Genomic DNA, 16,530 nt, shown 5'->3' with positions numbered 1-16,530 from the left:
ATCAACTCCTCGGCGGGCCTGATCTGGGACTTCACCATCAAGCAATATCCGACCCCGTTCGGCTCCGCGCCGTTCCTGGGCAGCCAGCTGATCTCGACCCACCAGGCCGGCATGATCGGCGTCACCATACTACTGCTGCTCGGCCTCTATTTCTTCTTCCAATACACGCGGATCGGTCTTGCCATGCGCGCGGCCGCCTCGGTGCCTGAATCAGCGCGCCTCGTCGGCATCAACACCTCCTGGATGATCGCGCTCGGCTGGGGCATGGCGACCGCGATCGGCTCGATCGCCGGCATGCTGATCGCACCGGTCGTGTTCCTCGAGCCCAACATGATGGGCGGCGTGCTGATCTACGGATTTGCCGCGGCCGTGCTCGGCGGACTGACCAGCCCGTTCGGCGCCGTGGTCGGCGGCTTCCTGGTCGGTGTCTTCGAGAACCTCGCCGGCACCTACATCCCCGGCGTCGGTAACGAGCTGAAACTCCCGATCGCGCTCGCGCTGATCATCTCCGTCCTGGTCGTCAAACCCGCCGGCCTGTTCGGTCGGCACATCGTCAAGCGAGTTTGATCATGAGCGCTGCAGAAGAAGTCGTTGCAGAAGGCCACCAGGCGGTCGAGGCCGTTCCCAAGCGAGCCATGACGCTGGGCACCGGCACCTCGCTGGTGGTGCTCGCGGCGCTCTTGATCGTGCCGATGTTCGTCAAGAACTTCGTCATCTTCCAGATGACGATGCTCCTGATCTACGGGCTCGCCGTGCTGGCGCTGAACATCCTGACCGGCGGTTCCGGCCAGTTCTCGCTCGGCCAGAGCGCGTTCTACGCCGTCGGCGCCTATACGTCGGCGGTGCTGATGGAGCACGCCAACATCAACTACGCGCTGACCATTCCGATCTCCGCCGTGGTCTGCTTCGGCTTCGGGTACCTGTTCGGCAAACCGGCGCTGCGACTGTCGGGCGTCTATCTCGCGCTCGCGACCTTCGCACTCGCGACCGCGATGCCACAACTGCTGAAGCTGAACTTCCTCGAACACTGGACCGGCGGTGTGCAGGGCCTCGTCGTCACCAAGCCGGATGCGCCGTTCGGCCTGCCGATGTCGCAGGACATGTGGCTGTACTACTTCACGCTCATCGTCACGATCGCGATCTACATGCTCTCGGTGAACCTGTTGCGCTCGAGGTCAGGCCGCGCCTTCATGGCGATCCGCGACAACGAGATCGCGGCGTCCTCGATGGGTGTCAACGTCGCACTCTACAAGACCTTGGCGTTCGGCGTCTCCGCCGCCGTCACCGGCATTGCCGGCTCGCTCGGCGCCATCGCGGTGCAGTTCGTGGCTCCCGACAGCTACACCATCACGCTCGCGATCTCGCTGTTCCTGGGCATGGTGGTCGGCGGCGTCGGCTGGCTGCCCGGCTCGTTCGTCGGTGCGGCCTTCATCATCTTCGTGCCGAACATGGCGGAGAGCATCTCCAAGGGCCTCTCCGGCGCGGTGTTCGGTGTGCTGCTGTTCCTCGTCATCTACCTCGTGCCGCACGGCGCCAGGCAGATCGCGATCCTGGGCCAGCAGTTCGCCGGCAAACTCAAGAAGAACTGAATACCGTTGGACTAAAAGAAGGAGATCGAATTGTATTTTGGAAGAACACTGCGAGCCGCCGCGCTGGTCACGGCAACGGCGGCCATTGCCCTCACCTCCGGCGCTGCACTGGCCCAAAAGAAATACGACACCGGCGCGTCCGATACCGAGATCAAGATCGGCAACATCATGCCGTACAGCGGTCCGGCGTCGGCCTATGGCATCATCGGCAAGACCGAAGAAGCCTATTTCAAGATGATCAACGACAAGGGCGGCATCAACGGCCGCAAGATCAACTTCGTCACCTATGACGACGGCTATTCGCCGCCGAAGGCAGTCGAGCAGGTCCGCAAGCTGGTCGAGAGCGACGAGGTGCTGGCCGTGTTCAATCCGCTCGGCACGCCCTCGAACAGCGCGATCCAGAAATACCTCAACGCCAAGAAGATCCCGCAGCTGTTCGTCGCCACCGGCGCCACCAAGTGGAACGATCCGAAGAACTTCCCCTGGACCATCGGCTGGCAGCCCTCCTACCAGAGCGAAGCCCAGATCTACGCGAAATGGCTGATGAAGGAGAAGCCCGACGCCAAGGTCGCGATCCTCTATCAGAACGACGATTTCGGCAAAGACTACCTCAAAGGCACCAAGGACGGTCTCGGCGCCAAGGGCGCGTCCATGATCATCATGGAAGAGAGCTATGAGGTGTCCGAGCCGTCGATCGACGGCCATATCGTCAAGATCAAGGCCGCCAATCCCGACGTGCTGCTGATCTATGCGACGCCCAAATTCGCGGCGCAGACCATCAAGAAGACGGCCGAGCTCAGCTGGAAGCCGCTCCAGATCCTCACCAACGTCTCGATCTCGGTCGGCAGCGTGATGAAGCCCGCCGGCTTCGAGAATGCACAAGGCGTGCTGTCGGCGGCCTATGCCAAGGACTCCACTGATCCGCAGTGGGCCAACGACCCCGGCATGAAGAAGTGGAACGAGTTCGTCGACAAGTACATGCCGGGTGCCGACAAGTCCGACACCAGCATGGTCTATGGCTACGGCGCGGCCTCGACCCTGGCCAAGGTCCTGGAGATGTGCGGTGACGATCTCACCCGCGCCAATCTCATGAAGCAGGCGGCTTCGCTGAAGGATTTTGCGCCGGATACGCTCCTGCCCGGCGTCAAGATCAACACCAGCGCTACCGACTTCGCCCCGATTGCGCAGCTGCAGATGCAGCGCTTCAAGGGTGAAAAGTGGGAACTGTTCGGCGAGATCATTAGCGGCGACGTCGCTTCCGAGTGACACGCTGACGCAATAGTCCGACCCTCGAGAAGCCCCCGCGAGCGATCGCGGGGGCTTTTTGTTGACGGCAGGCGCCAATCTTGTTCAATGCGGCGCCGATCCAACTCGGGGCAGGAGAACAATGTCCGCCGTTCGTTTTCAGGTTGCGGCCCTCTGGACCGCGCTCGCTTTGTGCACTGCGATGAGCAGCCCGGCACTGGCGCAGAAGAAGTACGACAGCGGCGCATCCGATACCGAGATCAGAATAGGCAACATCATGCCCTACAGCGGCCCGGCCTCGGCCTACGCCGCGATCGGCAAGGCCGAGGAAGCTTATTTCCGCAAGGTCAACGCCGAGGGCGGTATCAACGGGCGCAAGATTAAGTTCATCTCCTATGACGACGCCTATTCGCCGCCGAAGACGGTGGAGCAGGCGCGCAAGCTGGTCGAGAGCGACGGAGTGCTGCTGATCTTCGGCTCGCTCGGCACCTCCACCAACGGCGCCATCCGCAAATACATGAACGAGAAGAAGGTGCCGCAACTGTTCGTGGCGAGCGGCGCCTCGAAGTGGAACGATCCCAAGCAGTACCCCTGGACCATGGGCTGGCAGCCGAGCTACGCGAGCGAGGCGCGGATCTACGCCAAGTACATCATGAAGGAGAAGCCGGACGGAAAGATCGGCGTGCTCTACCAGAACGACGATTTCGGCAAGGACTATCTGAAGGGGCTAAAGGATGGCCTCGGGCCCAAGGCGTCGATGATCGTGCTGGAAGAGGCCTACGACACGTCGGAGCCCGCCATCGACGAGCACGTCGTGAAGCTGAAGGCCTCGGGCGCCGACGTGTTCATCAGCATCACCACGCCGAAATTCGCCGCGCAGGCGATCAAGAAGGCGGCGGAGATCAACTGGCATCCGGTCCACATCGTCTCCAACGTCTCGGCCTCCGTCGGCGGTGTGATCGAGCCGGCGGGACTGGAGGTCTCGCAAGGCCTGCTGTCGGCGAGCTACACCAAGGACGGCTCCGATCCGCAGTGGAATGCCGACGACGGCATGAAGAAATTCTATAACTTCCTCGCGCAATATGATCCCAAGGCCAACAAGCTCGATGCCGGCGTCGTGTTCGGCTATGCCGCCGCGCAGACCATGGTCAAAGTGCTGCAGATGTGCGGCGACGACCTCACCCGCGAGAACGTCATGAGGCAGGCCGCCTCCTTGAAGGATTTCGAGCCCGACACGCTGCTGCCCGGCATCAGGATCAACACCGCGCCGGACAATTTCGCCCCGATCGAGCAGTTGCAGATGATGCGTTTCAAGGGCCGGAAATGGGAGCTGTTCGGCGAGATCATCTCCAGCGAGATGGGCCACTGAAGCGTCGCAACCCAAAATCGCTCCCGGGTTGGTTAAACAACTCAAGACAGCCGGACCTTCTCGCAGTCGCACACGAGAGCCGGCCGTCCCTGACTACTAAAGACGCAGCCCCCGCGACGCCGTCCGGGGGCTTTCTGTTGAAGGCATCAGCCAAATCGTATTGAATTGCGGCAGCGTCGCCAAGAAAATCGAGACAAGAAAAGGGGCGCACACACACCAAGAAAATAGGGAGATAGGAATGCCCGCTGTCACCGGCAAACTTGCAGCCGCATCACTGGCGCTTGCGCTCATTGCGGCCTCGGCCTCCACTGCGTCGGCCCAGAAGAAATACGATACCGGCGCGACCGATACCGAGATCAAGATCGGCAACATCATGCCCTACAGCGGACCGGCCTCCGCCTACGGCATCATCGGGCGGACCGAAGCCGCCTATTTCAAGAAGATCAACGACGAGGGCGGCATCAACGGCCGCAAGATCAACTTCATCTCCTACGACGATGGCTATTCGCCGCCGAAGACCGTCGAGCAGGCGCGTAAGCTGGTCGAGAGCGACGAGGTGCTGTTCATCTTCAACTCGCTCGGCACGCCGCCGAACTCGGCGATTCACAAATACATGAACTCCAAAAAGGTGCCGCAGCTGTTCGTCGCCACCGGCGCCACCAAGTGGAACGATCCGAAGGACTTCCCTTGGACTATGGGCTGGCAACCCAACTACCAGAGCGAAACGCAGATCTACGCGAAGTGGCTCTTGAAGAACAAGCCGGACGCCAAGATCGCCGTGCTCTTCCAGAACGACGATTACGGCAAGGATTACCTGAAAGGCCTGAAGGACGGCCTCGGGGCCAAGGCCGCTTCGATGATCGTCATGGAGGAGAGCTACGAGACCTCCGAGCCGACCATCGACAATCACATCGTCAAGCTGAAGTCGACCGGCGCCGACGTCTTCATGAACATCACGACGCCGAAATTCGCGGCGCAGGCGATCAAGAAGAACGCCGAGATCGGCTGGAAGCCGCTGCACTTCCTCAACAACGTCTCGGCCTCGGTCGGCAGCGTGCTCAAGCCCGCCGGCTTCGAGAATTCGCAGGACATCATTTCCGCCGACTATCTCAAGGACGTCTCCGATCCCGAGTGGAACAACGACCCCGGCATGAAGGACTTCCTGGCCTTCATGACCAAGTACTTCCCGGAGGGCGACAAGCTCGACCATGGCACGATCGTCGGCTACGGCGTGGCGCAGACCCTCGTCCAGGTGCTGAAGCAGTGCGGCGACGATCTCACCCGCGCGAACGTCATGAAGCAGGCCGCCAGCCTCAAGAACTACCGCACCGAAGTGCTGCTGCCGGGCATCCAGATCAACACCTCGCCGACCGACTTTGCACCCATCAGCCAGCTCCGGCTCGAGAAGTTCAAGGGCGAGAAGTGGGAGCTGTTCGGCGACGTGATCAGCGCCGACGTCGGCGGCTAGCCGAAGGACACGACGATGAAAGCCCCCTGCGAGACCATCGCAGGGGGCTTTTGCTTGCCCGCCGATTCTGATCACGCGATTGCACAATCGAATGATGGTAAAGCGTGCTTACGCTTTGGCGTCCGATGCGGTAGGCAGGAGGAACGGCGGCGTATGCCGCCAGTCTCTTCCGTCTGCCGAAGGCCATCGTCATGACCGACCGCCGTCCCCTGCTCCGCGCGCTCTACGACGCCGCCGTTGCCGCCGCCCATCCCAATGTGGTGCTGGCGCCACATTTGGGGCCCGCGCCGAAAGGACGCGTGATCTGCCTCGCCGCCGGCAAGGGCGCGGGCGCCATGGCCGCGGCAACCGAACGGCATTACCTCGACACGCTCAAGCTGGCGCCGGAACGGCTCGTCGGCATCGCCACCACGCGTCACGGCTACGGCGTGCCGACGCGCCGCATCAGCGTGGTCGAGGCCGGGCACCCCGTGCCGGATGAGGCTGGCCTCAAGGGCGCGGCCGACACGCTCGCGCTCGCAGGCGAGGCCGGGCCGGACGATCTGCTCCTCGTGCTGCTCACCGGCGGCGGCTCGGCGAACTGGATCGCGCCCAGCGACGGTATCAGCTTCGCGCAGAAGCAGGCGGTCAACAAGGCGCTGCTGCGCTCGGGCGCGCCGATCGGCGAGATGAACGTCGTGCGCAAACACCTGTCGCGGATCAAGGGCGGCCGTCTCGCACGCGCCGGCAAGAATGCCGCCGAGATCGTGACGCTCGCGATCTCCGACGTGCCGCATGACGATCCTTCCGCGATCGCCTCCGGCCCGACCGTGCCTGATCCGACCACGCTGGCCGATGCGCGCGCCATCGTCGCGAAATACAAGCTCGACATCGACGATGCCGTCCGCCGCGCGCTCGACGATCCCGCCAACGAAAGCTGCAAGCCTGGCGATGCCGCCTTCGCGCGCGCGCATTTCGAATTGATCGCGCGGCCCAAGCAGTCGCTCGACGCCGCGGTGAAGCTCGCGCGCGAATCCGGTTACGAGACCATCGACCTCGGCGCCGATCTCGAAGGCGAGGCGCGCGAGGTCGCCGCCGCTCACGCCGGGCTGGCGCTGCAAGCGCGCGCGCAAGGCAAGCGCCTCGCGATCCTCTCCGGCGGCGAGCTCACCGTCACGGTGCGCGGCAATGGACGTGGCGGGCCGAACCAGGAATACGCGTTGGCGCTCGCCGCTCTGCTCAAGGACACGCCTGACATCTCGGCGCTGGCCGGCGACACCGACGGCGCCGACGGCGGCGCCGGCAACCCCACCGACCCCGCCGGCGCCCTGATCGACGCGACGACGTTCGCAAAGATGAAGGCAGAGGGGCTTCAGCCGCAAGCGTACCTGGACAACAACGACGCCACGACGTTCTTCGAGGCGACCGGCGACCTGCTGCTGCCGGGCCCGACGCTGACCAACGTGAACGACATCAGGGTGATTTTGGTGGATTGAGGCTGAGATTTCTCCCCCGTCATGGCCGGGCTTGACCCGGCCATCCACGCCTTCCCCCGCTGCCCAAAAACGTGGACACCCGGGCCAAGCCTGGGCATGACGCGGACGTGGAGCGCCGCCTCAGAACTCGCTCGCGACCTTCGCGAGCATCGCGATCAGGGCTTCGCGGTTGGCCTGCCCGAGCAGCTCGTTGAGCCGGGCTTCATGCTTGGTGGCGACCAGCTTCTTGGCGCGGGCCAGCACCGCCTTGCCCTTGTCGGTCAGCACCAGGATGTGCGAGCGGCGGTCGTTGGTGGAGCGGATCCGCGCGCAAAGGTCGCGGCTCTCGAGATTGTCGAGCATGGCCACGAAGTTCGGCCTGAGGATGCCGAGGGTGGAGGCGATCTCGGTCTGGTTACGGCCGGGATTCTTCTCGACCAGCAGCAGCACGGAGAACTGCGCCGGCGTGAGCTGGAGCGAGGCCATGCAGCGCAGGAAGTTCTCGAACACCTTGAGCTGCGCCCGCTTCAGCACATAGCCGAGCTGTTCCGAGAGTTCGCCGAGCTGGAGCGCTTCGCCAGCAGCCCCCTGGCCTTGCACCTCGGCCGCGTCCTTGCGGCCCTTGGCCGTGTCGGCAGGCTTTTCGGAGGACTTTTCAGCGGCTTTGGAAACGGTCATCGCCTCGTGCTCGTAATCCCGCTAAATTCGGGAGGGATCGTTCCCGCCCTTGATGTTATATTTGATAATTGTTATGGACCATATCAAATATCGCATGCGTTTTTCAATGGCTGTGAGCGGACCGTCCACCGCGATCGAGGGGACCGGTCCGTAATCTTAAGGGGGAGCGTCCGGTCTTGAATACCACCATCATGCTGTTCCTGGTGCAGGACGGCATCACCAATGGCGCGATCTATGCGCTGCTCGGCCTGGCGCTGGTGCTGGTGTTCGCCGTCACCCGCGTCATCCTCATTCCCCAGGGCGAATTCGTCACCTACGGCGCGCTGACCTACGCATCGCTGGCCGCAGGCCAGATGCCGGGCACGGCCAAGCTCGCGCTGGCGCTCGGCATCGGCGCCTTCGCCTTCGACCTGTTCGTCGCGCGCAAGGCGCTGCACGGCCGCCTGATCGTGCGTAGCCTCCTCACCAATATCGTGCTGCCGGCCATCGTGCTGGCGCTGACGGTTTACTTCGCCGCGCAGAAGCCGCCGGTCGCGGTCTCGATCGCACTGTCGCTGGTGATCGTGGCGATGATCGGCCTGTATCTCTACCGCGTGGCATTCCAGCCGCTGGCACACACCTCCGTGCTGGTGCTGCTGATCGCATCCGTGGGCGTCCATCTGGCACTGCAGGGCCTCGGCCTGCTGTTTTTCGGCGCCGAAGGCCAGCGTGGACCTGCCGTGCTGTCCGGCGCGTTCACCGCGGGCTCGCTGCGCTTCACCGGCCAGAGCCTTACCGTCTACGGCATCACCATCGCCTTCATCGTCGCCCTCTGGCTGTTCTTCGGCCTGACCCTCTACGGCAAGGCGCTGCGCGCGACCGCCGTGAACCGGCTAGGGGCGCGGCTCGTCGGCATCCGCACCACGCTGTCGGGGCAGATCGCCTTTCTGCTGGCATCCGTCATCGGCGCGCTGTCGGGCATCATGATCGTGCCGATCACGACGCTCTACTATGACAGCGGCTTCCTGATCGGGCTGAAGGGCTTCGTCGCCGCGATCATCGGCGGCCTCGTCAGCTACCCCCTCACCGCCGCCGCGGCGCTGGTCGTCGGCCTCGTCGAGGCGTTCTCGTCCTTCTATGCCTCCAACTACAAGGAGGTGATCGTTTTCATGCTGCTGATCCCCGTGTTGCTGCTGCGCTCGCTCGCCGCGCCCGCCGTCGAAGAAGAGAAGGACTGAGGCTGAAATGCAGAGCCGCCTTCCCATCATCGTCTTCGCAGCCGTCATGGCCGTGATCCCGTTCGTCCCCGGCATGCCTCCGTTCTGGATCGTGCTGCTCGACAATATCGGCCTCGCGGCCCTCGTCGCGATGGGCCTCGTGCTGCTGACCGGCGTCGGCGGCCTGACCTCGTTCGGACAGGCAGCCTTCGTCGGCTTCGGCGCCTACACCACCGCGGTGCTGTCGACGGCCTACGGCCTGTCGCCCTGGCTGACGCTGCCGCTGTCGCTATTGGTCAGCGGATCACTGGCGGTGCTGCTCGGGCTGATCACCGTCCGCCTCTCCGGCCATTATCTGCCGCTCGGCACGCTCGCCTGGGGACTCGGGCTGTTCTATCTCTTCAGCAAGCTGGAGTTTCTCGGCCGTAACGACGGCATCTCGGCGATCCCGCCGCTGTCGATCGGCACGTTCAAGATGCTCTCGCCCGGCTCGATCTATTACGCGATCTGGGTCGCCGTGATCCTCTCGGCGCTGCTGACGATGAACCTCTTGGATTCCCGCACCGGCCGCGCCATCCGCGCGCTCCGCCGCGGCCATGTTGCCGCCGAGGCGTTCGGCGTGCACACCCCGCGCGCCAAATTGCTGGTGTTCATCCATGCCGCGGTGCTCGCCGGCCTGTCAGGCTGGCTCTACGCGCATCTCCAGCGCGCGGTGAACCCGACGCCGTTCGGCGCACAAGCCGGCATCGAATATCTCTTCATCGCGGTGGTCGGCGGCGCCGGCTATGTCTGGGGCGGCGTTTTGGGCGCGGCGATCGTCGTAGTGCTGAAAGAGGTGCTGCAGAGCTATCTGCCGCTGATCCTGCCCGGCTCCGGACAGGTCGAAACCATCGTGTTCGGCATCATGCTGGTGGCGCTGTTGCAGCTCGCGCCCGGCGGCCTCTGGCCGTGGTTGATGTCGTTCCTGCCGGAGCGGACCAGTGGCAAGAAGCCGGACACCTCACTCAAGCTGGAACAGCGTCCCCGCGCGCCCGGCGAGGGCAGCATCCTGCTCCAGGTCGACAAGGCGCGAAAACAGTTCGGCGGCGTGGTCGCGGTCAACAACGTCTCCTTCGACGTCCAGGCCCGCGAGATCGTCGCGCTGATCGGCCCGAACGGCGCCGGCAAGAGCACGACCTTCAACCTGATCACCGGCGTGCTGTCGGCCACGTCAGGCTCGGTCTCGGTGCTCGGCAAGAAGGTCGACAAGGCGCCGCCGCAGGAGATCGTCAAGCTCGGCATCAGCAGGACCTTCCAGCATGTGAAGCTGGTCCCTGACATGACCGTGCTGGAGAACGTCGCGATCGGCGCGCATCTGCGCGGCCATTCCGGCCCGATCTCCTCGATGCTGCGGCTCGACCGCGCCGACGAAGCCAGACTGCTGGCGGAGGCCGCCCGCCAGATCGAGCGTGTCGGCCTTGCCGACCAGATGCACCAGCTCGCAGGCAGCCTCTCGCTTGGCCAGCAGCGCATCGTCGAGATCGCCCGCGCGCTCTGCGTCGATCCGATGCTGCTGCTGCTCGACGAACCGGCCGCCGGCCTGCGCCACATGGAGAAGCAGCAGCTCGCCAAGCTGCTGCGGGACTTGCGCGACGGCGGCATGAGCGTCCTCCTGGTCGAGCACGACATGGGCTTCGTGATGAACCTCGCCGACCGCATCGTGGTGCTCGATTTCGGCACCAAGATCGCCGAGGGCACCCCCGCCACGATCAAGACCAATCCCGAAGTGATCAAGGCCTATCTCGGAGTGGCGGCATGAGCGCGCTGTTGTCCGTCACTGACGCCCATGTCGCCTATGGCAAGGTCGAGGCGGTACGCTCGGTCTCGCTCGAGGTCGGCGCGAACCAGATCGTCACCATCGTCGGCGCCAACGGCGCCGGCAAGACCACGCTGCTCTCCGCCATCATGGGCATCCTGCCGCTGAAGGGCCGCGTCACCTTTGCCGGCCAGGATCTCGCCCGGCTCGATATCGAGGACCGCGTCGCGATGGGGCTTGGCCTCGTCCCGGAGCACCGTGAATTGTTCGTGACCATGAATGTCGAGGACAATCTCGAATTGGGCGCCTTCCGCATCGAGCGCAGCAAGGCAAAAGCCTCGATGGAACGCGTCTACACGCTGTTTCCCCGGCTGAAGGAGCGGCGCAAGCAGTTCGCCGGCACGCTCTCCGGCGGCGAGCAGCAGATGCTCGCGATGGGCCGCGCGCTCATGGGCGAGCCTAAACTGCTGATGCTGGACGAGCCGAGCCTCGGCCTCGCGCCGATCATCGTCGCCGACATCTTCCGCATCGTCACTGAGCTCCGCGCCAGCGGCGTCTCGGTGCTGCTGGTCGAGCAGAATGCCCAGGCCGCGCTGAAGATCGCGGACCAGGCCTATGTGATGGAGCTCGGCGAGTTCGTGCTCTCGGGCAAGGCCAGCGACATCGCGGCGAACGAGCGTGTCGCGGCGAGCTATCTCGGCTTCCAGCACGAAGGCGAGAGCGCGATCTGATGCGCGAAGCGGGGTGGGGTGACGGTCCCTCCGCGTAGAAGATTGCCCGTGTTGAGAGATCACCCCACCCCGCTCGCGCTCCGCGCGATCGACCCTCCCCCTCCAGGGGAGGGTAAGCAAGCGGCGCGTTACGAAGCTACCCCGCCTTCTCCTTCAGCGTCGCGACCTCCGCCTCCAGCTCCGCAATCCTCGCATCCCTCGCCGCCAGCGCGGCCGCCACATCGCCTGCATCGAACTTCTGCGGAATGTGCTGCGGGCAGTTGGTGTCCCAGGCCGCGATCTTGAACATAATCACCTGCTCCGGCCGGGCGCGGTAACCCTTCGGCATCAGCGACGTCGTCAGCGCCTCGTCGTCCTCGACCACGCGCGCCTCGCCCCAGATCTTCACGCGGCGGCGATGGGCGTAGTCCATCACGAAGATGTAGGCCTTTGGATTCTCCGACAGGTTGCCCTGCGTCAGATATTGCTGGTTGCCGGCATAGTCGGTGAAGGCCAGTGTCTGCTTGTCCAGGACCTTGAGGAAGCCCTTCGGGCCGCCGCGGTGCTGGATATAGGGCTGGCCGTCCGCCGAAGCGGTGGCGAAGTAGAAGCTGTTGGCGTCCGTGAGGAAGGCCTCGAGGTTTTCATCGACCTCGGTGCGCCAGCCGCGCTGCTCGACGCGGCCATAAGCCTCGCGCGACCCCTTGCGCGCCTGGATCGCCTTCACCGCGGGGGTGAAGGCCACGTCGCTGGCATAGGTGTGGGCTGCTGTCGTCATCGGAACATCTCCTAAGTCCGGCGCATCGCTGCGTCTTCATCCGCCAAAATGGACCTTTCACCGACTAAAACAATCTACCCGCTTGACACTTCATCATTGCGAGATATGCAATAATGAGATGGATCGCCTCGAAGCCATGCACGCCTTCGTCACCGTCGCCGATCTCAGCGGCTTCGCGCCGGCGGCGCGCAAGCTGCACCTGTCGCCCTCGGCGGTAACGCGGCTGATCGCGGCGCTGGAGGAGCATCTCGGCGCCCGACTGTTGCAGCGGACCACCCGGCAGGTGAGATTGACCGACGTCGGTACGCGCTATCTGGAGCGCGCGCGGCGCATCCTCGCCGATGTCGAGGAGGCCGACGGCTCCGCGCGGGAGGAGCGCAACCGGCCGAGCGGACGGTTGGTGGTCTCGGCGCCGGTCGGCTTCGGCCGGCTGCATGTCGGGCCGGTCATGACCGACTATCTCAAGCGCTATCCCGGGGTCGGCGGAGAATTGCGCTTGTCCGACCATCTCGTCAATCTCGTGGAGGACGCCGTCGATGTCGCGGTGCGGATCGGTCATCTCGCCGATTCCTCGCTGGTGGCGCGGCAAGTCGGCGAGATGCGGCGGATCGTGGTGGCGACGCCGGGCTATCTGAAGCGCCACGGCGAGCCGAAGACGCCAGACGCGTTGCTCGAACACCAGACCATTCAGTTCGGCCCGTCCGCCAGCTGGCACTTCGTGCACGACGGCCGCGACATCGAGGTCACGCCGTCGCCCCGCTTCATCAGCAACAGCGCCGACGCCGCCCTGCAATACGCCGAGGCCGGCGGCGGGGTGACGCGCGTGCTGGCCTATCAGGCCGCCGAGGGGCTGAAGCGCGGACGGCTGAAAATCGTGCTGGCGAAGTACGAGCAGCCGGCGCTGCCGATCCACATCATCTACCCGACCTCGCGCCTGCTCTCGGCCAAGGTGCGCGCATTCGTCGATCTCGTGGTGGAGACGGCGGAGTGGAGGTTTGGGTAGATACGTGTCCCGGACGCGCCGCGGAGCGGCGCAGAGCCGGGACGCGGCAGGGTGCCATGTCGAGACATGGGTCCCGGCTCTGCGCAGCAGCGTTGCACGCTGCAGCGCGTCCGGGACACGGAGAGATCACCCCTTCTTCGGCACCACCCGAAACGTGCCGCTCGCCCGCGCGATCACGGCATCGTCGGCCTTCACAAGGCACTGCGCAAAGCAGATCGTCTTGCCGGTCTTGATCACGTCGCTCTCGATCGAACACCACTGGCCGATCTCGGCGGAGCCGGCAAAATCGACCGAAAGCGAGACCGTCACGAACGACGTGGTCCAGTTGGTCGCCAGCGCACAACTATAGCCCATGGCATTGTCGGCGAGCGCCGCGATGAGGCCGCCATGGATCAGCCCGCGGCCGTTGGTGTGGGGTCTGGCCAGCCGGAGGCCGATGATGACGGCCTTGTCGGTGTTCTTGGAGTAAAGCGGCTCCCAGGGTTCGGTGAGAGGGCTCTTGCGAAAGAGCGGCTCGAAGCCGGCGGGAATGTCGGTGGCGGTCATGGTTGTCTCGCGTTGCTGAGTCATAGTATTGAACGCGATGGCGATGACGGTTGCATCAATTACAAAGTTTTAAACGGGATTTGCTCGCGTGTTTGAAACGCGGGTGGCCCACAATGACCGAGCCGTAGGGTGGGCAAAGCGAAGCGTGCCCACGCGCTTTCGCAATTATGGGAAGGTGGTGGGCACGGCGCAAGGGCGCCTTTGCCCACCCTACGGCACCGTCGGCCCCGTCCTAAAACGGCAGTCCGACATAATTCTCCGACAGCGACGTCATCGCGGCCTGCGACTGCGTGACGTAGTCGAGTTCGGCGAGCTGAATGCGCGCGCCGATGGTGCCGGTGTCGGGGAATTTGTGCAGCATCGAGGTCATCCACCAGGAGAAGCGCACCGCCTTCCAGACCCGCGCCAGCGCCGTCGTGGAATAGGCGTCGATGCCGGCGCTGGATTTCTCGTGGTAGAATTCGCGCAGCGCGCTCGACAGGTAGTGCGCGTCGCTGGCAGCGAGGTTCAGTCCCTTGGCGCCGGTCGGCGGCACGATGTGGGCGGCATCGCCGCACAGGAACAGCTTGCCGAAGCGCATCGGCTCGGCGACGAAGCTGCGCAGGGGCGCAATGCTCTTCTCGATCGAGGGGCCCGTGACGAGGCTGTCGGCCGCCTCCTGGTCGAGCCGGCGCTTCAATTCGTCCCAGAAGCGTTCGTCCGGCCATTGGTCGACATGGTCGTCGAGCGAACACTGCACATAGTAGCGGCTGCGTCTGGTCGAGCGCATGGTGCAAAGCGCAAAGCCGCGGGCGTGGTTGGAGTAGATCAGCTCGTGGCTGACCGGCGGCGTCTCCGAGAGGATGCCAAGCCAGCCGAATGGATAGACCCGTTCGAACTCCTCGATCGCCCCGGCCGGGACGCTGGCGCGGCTGACGCCGTGAAAACCATCGCAGCCGGCGATGAAATCGCAATCGATCTCGTGGGTGACGCCGTCCTTGACCCAGGTTACGCGCGGGTGACTGCCGTCGAAATCATGCGGCTGCACGTCCCTGGCCTCGTAGACCGAGATGAGACCGGCGGCCTTCCGCGCGTTCATGAGGTCGAGCGTGACCTCGGTCTGGCCGTAGATCATGACCGTCTTGCCGGTCGCCGCCTTCATGTCAATGCGGTGACGGCGGCCGGAAAAGGCGAGCTCGATGCCTTCATGCACCAGGCCTTCGGCATGCGCCCGCGCGCCGGCGCCGATCTGGTCGAGCAGCGCGACGGTTCCCTCCTCCAGCAAACCGGCGCGGATGCGACCGAGCACGTAATCCGGGCTCTGCCGCTCCAGAATGACATTGTCGATGCCGTATGCGTGCAGCAGTTGCCCAAGCAACAATCCGGCCGGCCCGGCCCCGATGATTGCGACTTTTGTCCGCAATACTTGCTCCTTACGATCCTGTAGGCTTTGCGCGCGGCTCGCTTGTCGCGTTGCTCCGCGCACGATAATTATATCATATAACGGTTGGGCAAAAGGGGAGGGCCGTCGCCGGGCAGCGACAAATCCATGCAGCATGGCTGACGCAGACGGCGCGGCGAAGTGCGCGCCAGTTCCGGCTTGAACGCGCCGGCCGATTAGATAACATGTTAATTAACGAGACCGGGCCATCGAAGCCCGCCGTCGAAAACAGGGAGAGACGTGTGATGAGGAAAGCCTGTCTGGCGTTGCTGCTGGCCGCAAGCGTGACGCCTGCCTTCGCGCAGGACAAGACCTTCGATTTGAAGATCTCGCACTGGGTGCCGGCTTCGCATCCGCTGCAGAAGTCGCTGGAAGACTGGGCTGCCGCGGTCGAGAAGGATTCCGGCGGCACCATCAAGGGCAAGGTGTTTCCCGCCCAGCAGCTCGGCAAGGCGTTCGACCATTACGACATGGCGCGCGACGGCATCGCCGACGTCACCTACGTCAATCCCGGCTACCAGCCCGGCCGCTTCCCGATCGTCGGCGCCGGCGAACTGCCGTTCCTGATCTCGGACGCCAAGGGCGGCTCGATGGGGCTGGACGCCTGGTATCGCAAATATGCCGAGAAGGAGATGAAGGACGTCAAATACTGCCTCGCCTTCGTCCACTCACCCTCCTCCTTCCATTCCAAGACCAAGAAGATCGTGCTGCCCGAAGACGTGAAGGGCATGAAAATCCGCCCGGCGCACGCCACCATGGCGAACTTCGTGACGTCGCTCGGCGGCACCAATGTGCAGTCCTCGGCGCCTGAGGTCCGCGACATCATCGAGCGCGGCGTCGCCGACGGCGTCACCTTCCCCTGGGGGTCGCTGGTGCTGTTCGGCATCGACAAGGTGACCAAATACGACATGGAGGCGCCGCTCTACACCACCACCTTCGTGTTCGTGATCAACAAGGACAAGTACAACGCGATGTCCGACAAGCAGAAGGCCGCGATCGACAAGAACTGCTCGGTCGAAATGGCGGGCGTGGTCGGCGAGCACTGGGGCAAGTTCGAGGATGCGGGCATCGACAAGGTGAAGGCGGAATCCGGCCACGAGGTCTACAAGCTGACGCCCGAGCAGACCGCCGCCTGGAAGAAGGCCGCCGAGCCGCTGGTGAAGACCTGGTCCGAGGGCGCCAAGAAGGCCGGAGCCGATCCGGACGCCGCGCTCGCGGACCTCAAGGCCTCGCTAAAGAAATACAACGCGCTGGCGGAGTGAGGCCCACACTCGCTCGA

The 16,530-nt window shown here is 64.3% G+C and carries 15 protein-coding genes; 11 read left to right on the top strand and 4 right to left on the bottom strand.

Going from position 1 to position 16,530, the window contains the following annotated elements; translation table 11 throughout:
- The 6 genes from RAD04_RS21235 to RAD04_RS21210 form a co-directional block, all read left to right on the top strand.
- A partial coding sequence (locus RAD04_RS21235; RefSeq protein WP_461625300.1) for a branched-chain amino acid ABC transporter permease occupies positions 1–567 on the top strand: 567 nt, incomplete at its 5' end.
- Between the two features lie 2 nt (positions 568–569).
- Positions 570–1,589 (top strand): branched-chain amino acid ABC transporter permease, encoded by a 1,020-nt coding sequence (locus RAD04_RS21230; protein ID WP_461625299.1) that lies wholly within the window; start codon positions 570–572, stop codon positions 1,587–1,589.
- Between the two features lie 30 nt (positions 1,590–1,619).
- Positions 1,620–2,855: an ABC transporter substrate-binding protein gene (locus tag RAD04_RS21225; RefSeq protein WP_092254323.1), complete on the top strand. Its 1,236-nt coding sequence runs from the start codon at positions 1,620–1,622 to the stop codon at positions 2,853–2,855.
- Positions 2,856–2,976: 121 nt separating this feature from the next.
- Positions 2,977–4,203: an ABC transporter substrate-binding protein gene (locus RAD04_RS21220; protein ID WP_461625298.1), complete on the top strand. Its 1,227-nt coding sequence runs from the start codon at positions 2,977–2,979 to the stop codon at positions 4,201–4,203.
- Positions 4,204–4,441: 238 nt separating this feature from the next.
- The gene (locus tag RAD04_RS21215; protein ID WP_461625297.1) at positions 4,442–5,671 is read left to right on the top strand and encodes an ABC transporter substrate-binding protein; all 1,230 of its coding nucleotides are present in this window, start codon (positions 4,442–4,444) and stop codon (positions 5,669–5,671) included.
- A 191-nt stretch (positions 5,672–5,862) separates the two neighbouring features.
- Positions 5,863–7,146: a glycerate kinase type-2 family protein gene (locus tag RAD04_RS21210; RefSeq protein WP_461625296.1), complete on the top strand. Its 1,284-nt coding sequence runs from the start codon at positions 5,863–5,865 to the stop codon at positions 7,144–7,146.
- 120 nt (positions 7,147–7,266) lie between these two features.
- On the opposite strand, the gene RAD04_RS21205 is transcribed toward RAD04_RS21210, so the two are convergent.
- A complete protein-coding gene (locus RAD04_RS21205) occupies positions 7,267–7,803 on the bottom strand; it encodes a MarR family winged helix-turn-helix transcriptional regulator (protein ID WP_104465638.1) in 537 nt (178 codons plus the stop codon).
- A 176-nt stretch (positions 7,804–7,979) separates the two neighbouring features.
- On the opposite strand from RAD04_RS21205, the gene RAD04_RS21200 reads away from it, so the two are divergent.
- From RAD04_RS21200 to RAD04_RS21190, 3 genes are read left to right on the top strand one after another with little or no spacing between them, the layout of a single operon-like run.
- Positions 7,980–9,020, top strand: a complete 1,041-nt coding sequence (locus RAD04_RS21200) for a branched-chain amino acid ABC transporter permease (RefSeq protein WP_461615829.1) — start codon at positions 7,980–7,982, stop codon at positions 9,018–9,020.
- 7 nt (positions 9,021–9,027) lie between these two features.
- Positions 9,028–10,797, top strand: coding sequence for a branched-chain amino acid ABC transporter ATP-binding protein/permease (locus tag RAD04_RS21195; RefSeq protein WP_461625295.1), 1,770 nt, complete (start codon positions 9,028–9,030; stop codon positions 10,795–10,797).
- Positions 10,794–11,525 carry an ABC transporter ATP-binding protein gene (locus tag RAD04_RS21190; protein WP_461625294.1) on the top strand — a complete coding sequence of 244 codons (732 nt, stop codon included), beginning with the start codon at positions 10,794–10,796 and terminating at the stop codon, positions 11,523–11,525. Before RAD04_RS21195 ends, RAD04_RS21190 begins: the two co-directional genes overlap by 4 nt.
- 136 nt (positions 11,526–11,661) lie before the next feature.
- Here RAD04_RS21190 and RAD04_RS21185 read toward each other — a convergent pair whose 3' ends face one another.
- On the bottom strand, positions 11,662–12,282 hold the full coding sequence (locus RAD04_RS21185; protein ID WP_461625293.1) for a pyridoxamine 5'-phosphate oxidase family protein: 621 nt from the start codon (positions 12,280–12,282) through the stop codon (positions 11,662–11,664).
- 118 nt (positions 12,283–12,400) lie between these two features.
- On the opposite strand from RAD04_RS21185, the gene RAD04_RS21180 reads away from it, so the two are divergent.
- Complete coding sequence (locus RAD04_RS21180) at positions 12,401–13,285, top strand: LysR family transcriptional regulator (protein WP_461625292.1); 885 nt, start codon at positions 12,401–12,403, stop codon at positions 13,283–13,285.
- A 126-nt stretch (positions 13,286–13,411) separates the two neighbouring features.
- Here the strand turns inward: RAD04_RS21180 and RAD04_RS21175 are convergent, their stop codons facing one another.
- Positions 13,412–13,831 (bottom strand): PaaI family thioesterase, encoded by a 420-nt coding sequence (locus RAD04_RS21175; protein WP_461625291.1) that lies wholly within the window; start codon positions 13,829–13,831, stop codon positions 13,412–13,414.
- Between the two features lie 232 nt (positions 13,832–14,063).
- Positions 14,064–15,233, bottom strand: a complete 1,170-nt coding sequence (pobA, locus tag RAD04_RS21170; RefSeq protein WP_461625290.1) for a 4-hydroxybenzoate 3-monooxygenase — start codon at positions 15,231–15,233, stop codon at positions 14,064–14,066.
- A 263-nt stretch (positions 15,234–15,496) separates the two neighbouring features.
- Between pobA and RAD04_RS21165 the strand changes: the two genes are divergently transcribed.
- Complete coding sequence (locus RAD04_RS21165; RefSeq protein ID WP_461615838.1) at positions 15,497–16,513, top strand: TRAP transporter substrate-binding protein; 1,017 nt, start codon at positions 15,497–15,499, stop codon at positions 16,511–16,513.
- Positions 16,514–16,530: the final 17 nt, after the last annotated feature.

This window comes from Bradyrhizobium sp. 25ACV (genome assembly GCF_054863005.1).
This window is presented reverse-complemented; position numbering and strand designations above follow the sequence as displayed.

Bases quoted from the DNA above. Each gene is read 5' to 3' on its own strand.
- RAD04_RS21220 (WP_461625298.1), top strand. From the start codon at position 2,977: ATGTCCGCCGTTCGTTTTCAGGTTGCGGCCCTCTGGACCGCGCTCGCT.
- RAD04_RS21205 (WP_104465638.1), bottom strand. From the start codon at position 7,803: ATGACCGTTTCCAAAGCCGCTGAAAAGTCCTCCGAAAAGCCTGCCGAC.
- RAD04_RS21210 (WP_461625296.1), top strand. From the start codon at position 5,863: ATGACCGACCGCCGTCCCCTGCTCCGCGCGCTCTACGACGCCGCCGTT.
- RAD04_RS21185 (WP_461625293.1), bottom strand. From the start codon at position 12,282: ATGACGACAGCAGCCCACACCTATGCCAGCGACGTGGCCTTCACCCCC.
- RAD04_RS21230 (WP_461625299.1), top strand. From the start codon at position 570: ATGAGCGCTGCAGAAGAAGTCGTTGCAGAAGGCCACCAGGCGGTCGAG.
- RAD04_RS21190 (WP_461625294.1), top strand. From the start codon at position 10,794: ATGAGCGCGCTGTTGTCCGTCACTGACGCCCATGTCGCCTATGGCAAG.
- RAD04_RS21215 (WP_461625297.1), top strand. From the start codon at position 4,442: ATGCCCGCTGTCACCGGCAAACTTGCAGCCGCATCACTGGCGCTTGCG.
- RAD04_RS21175 (WP_461625291.1), bottom strand. From the start codon at position 13,831: ATGACCGCCACCGACATTCCCGCCGGCTTCGAGCCGCTCTTTCGCAAG.
- RAD04_RS21165 (WP_461615838.1), top strand. From the start codon at position 15,497: ATGAGGAAAGCCTGTCTGGCGTTGCTGCTGGCCGCAAGCGTGACGCCT.
- RAD04_RS21180 (WP_461625292.1), top strand. From the start codon at position 12,401: ATGGATCGCCTCGAAGCCATGCACGCCTTCGTCACCGTCGCCGATCTC.
- RAD04_RS21195 (WP_461625295.1), top strand. From the start codon at position 9,028: ATGCAGAGCCGCCTTCCCATCATCGTCTTCGCAGCCGTCATGGCCGTG.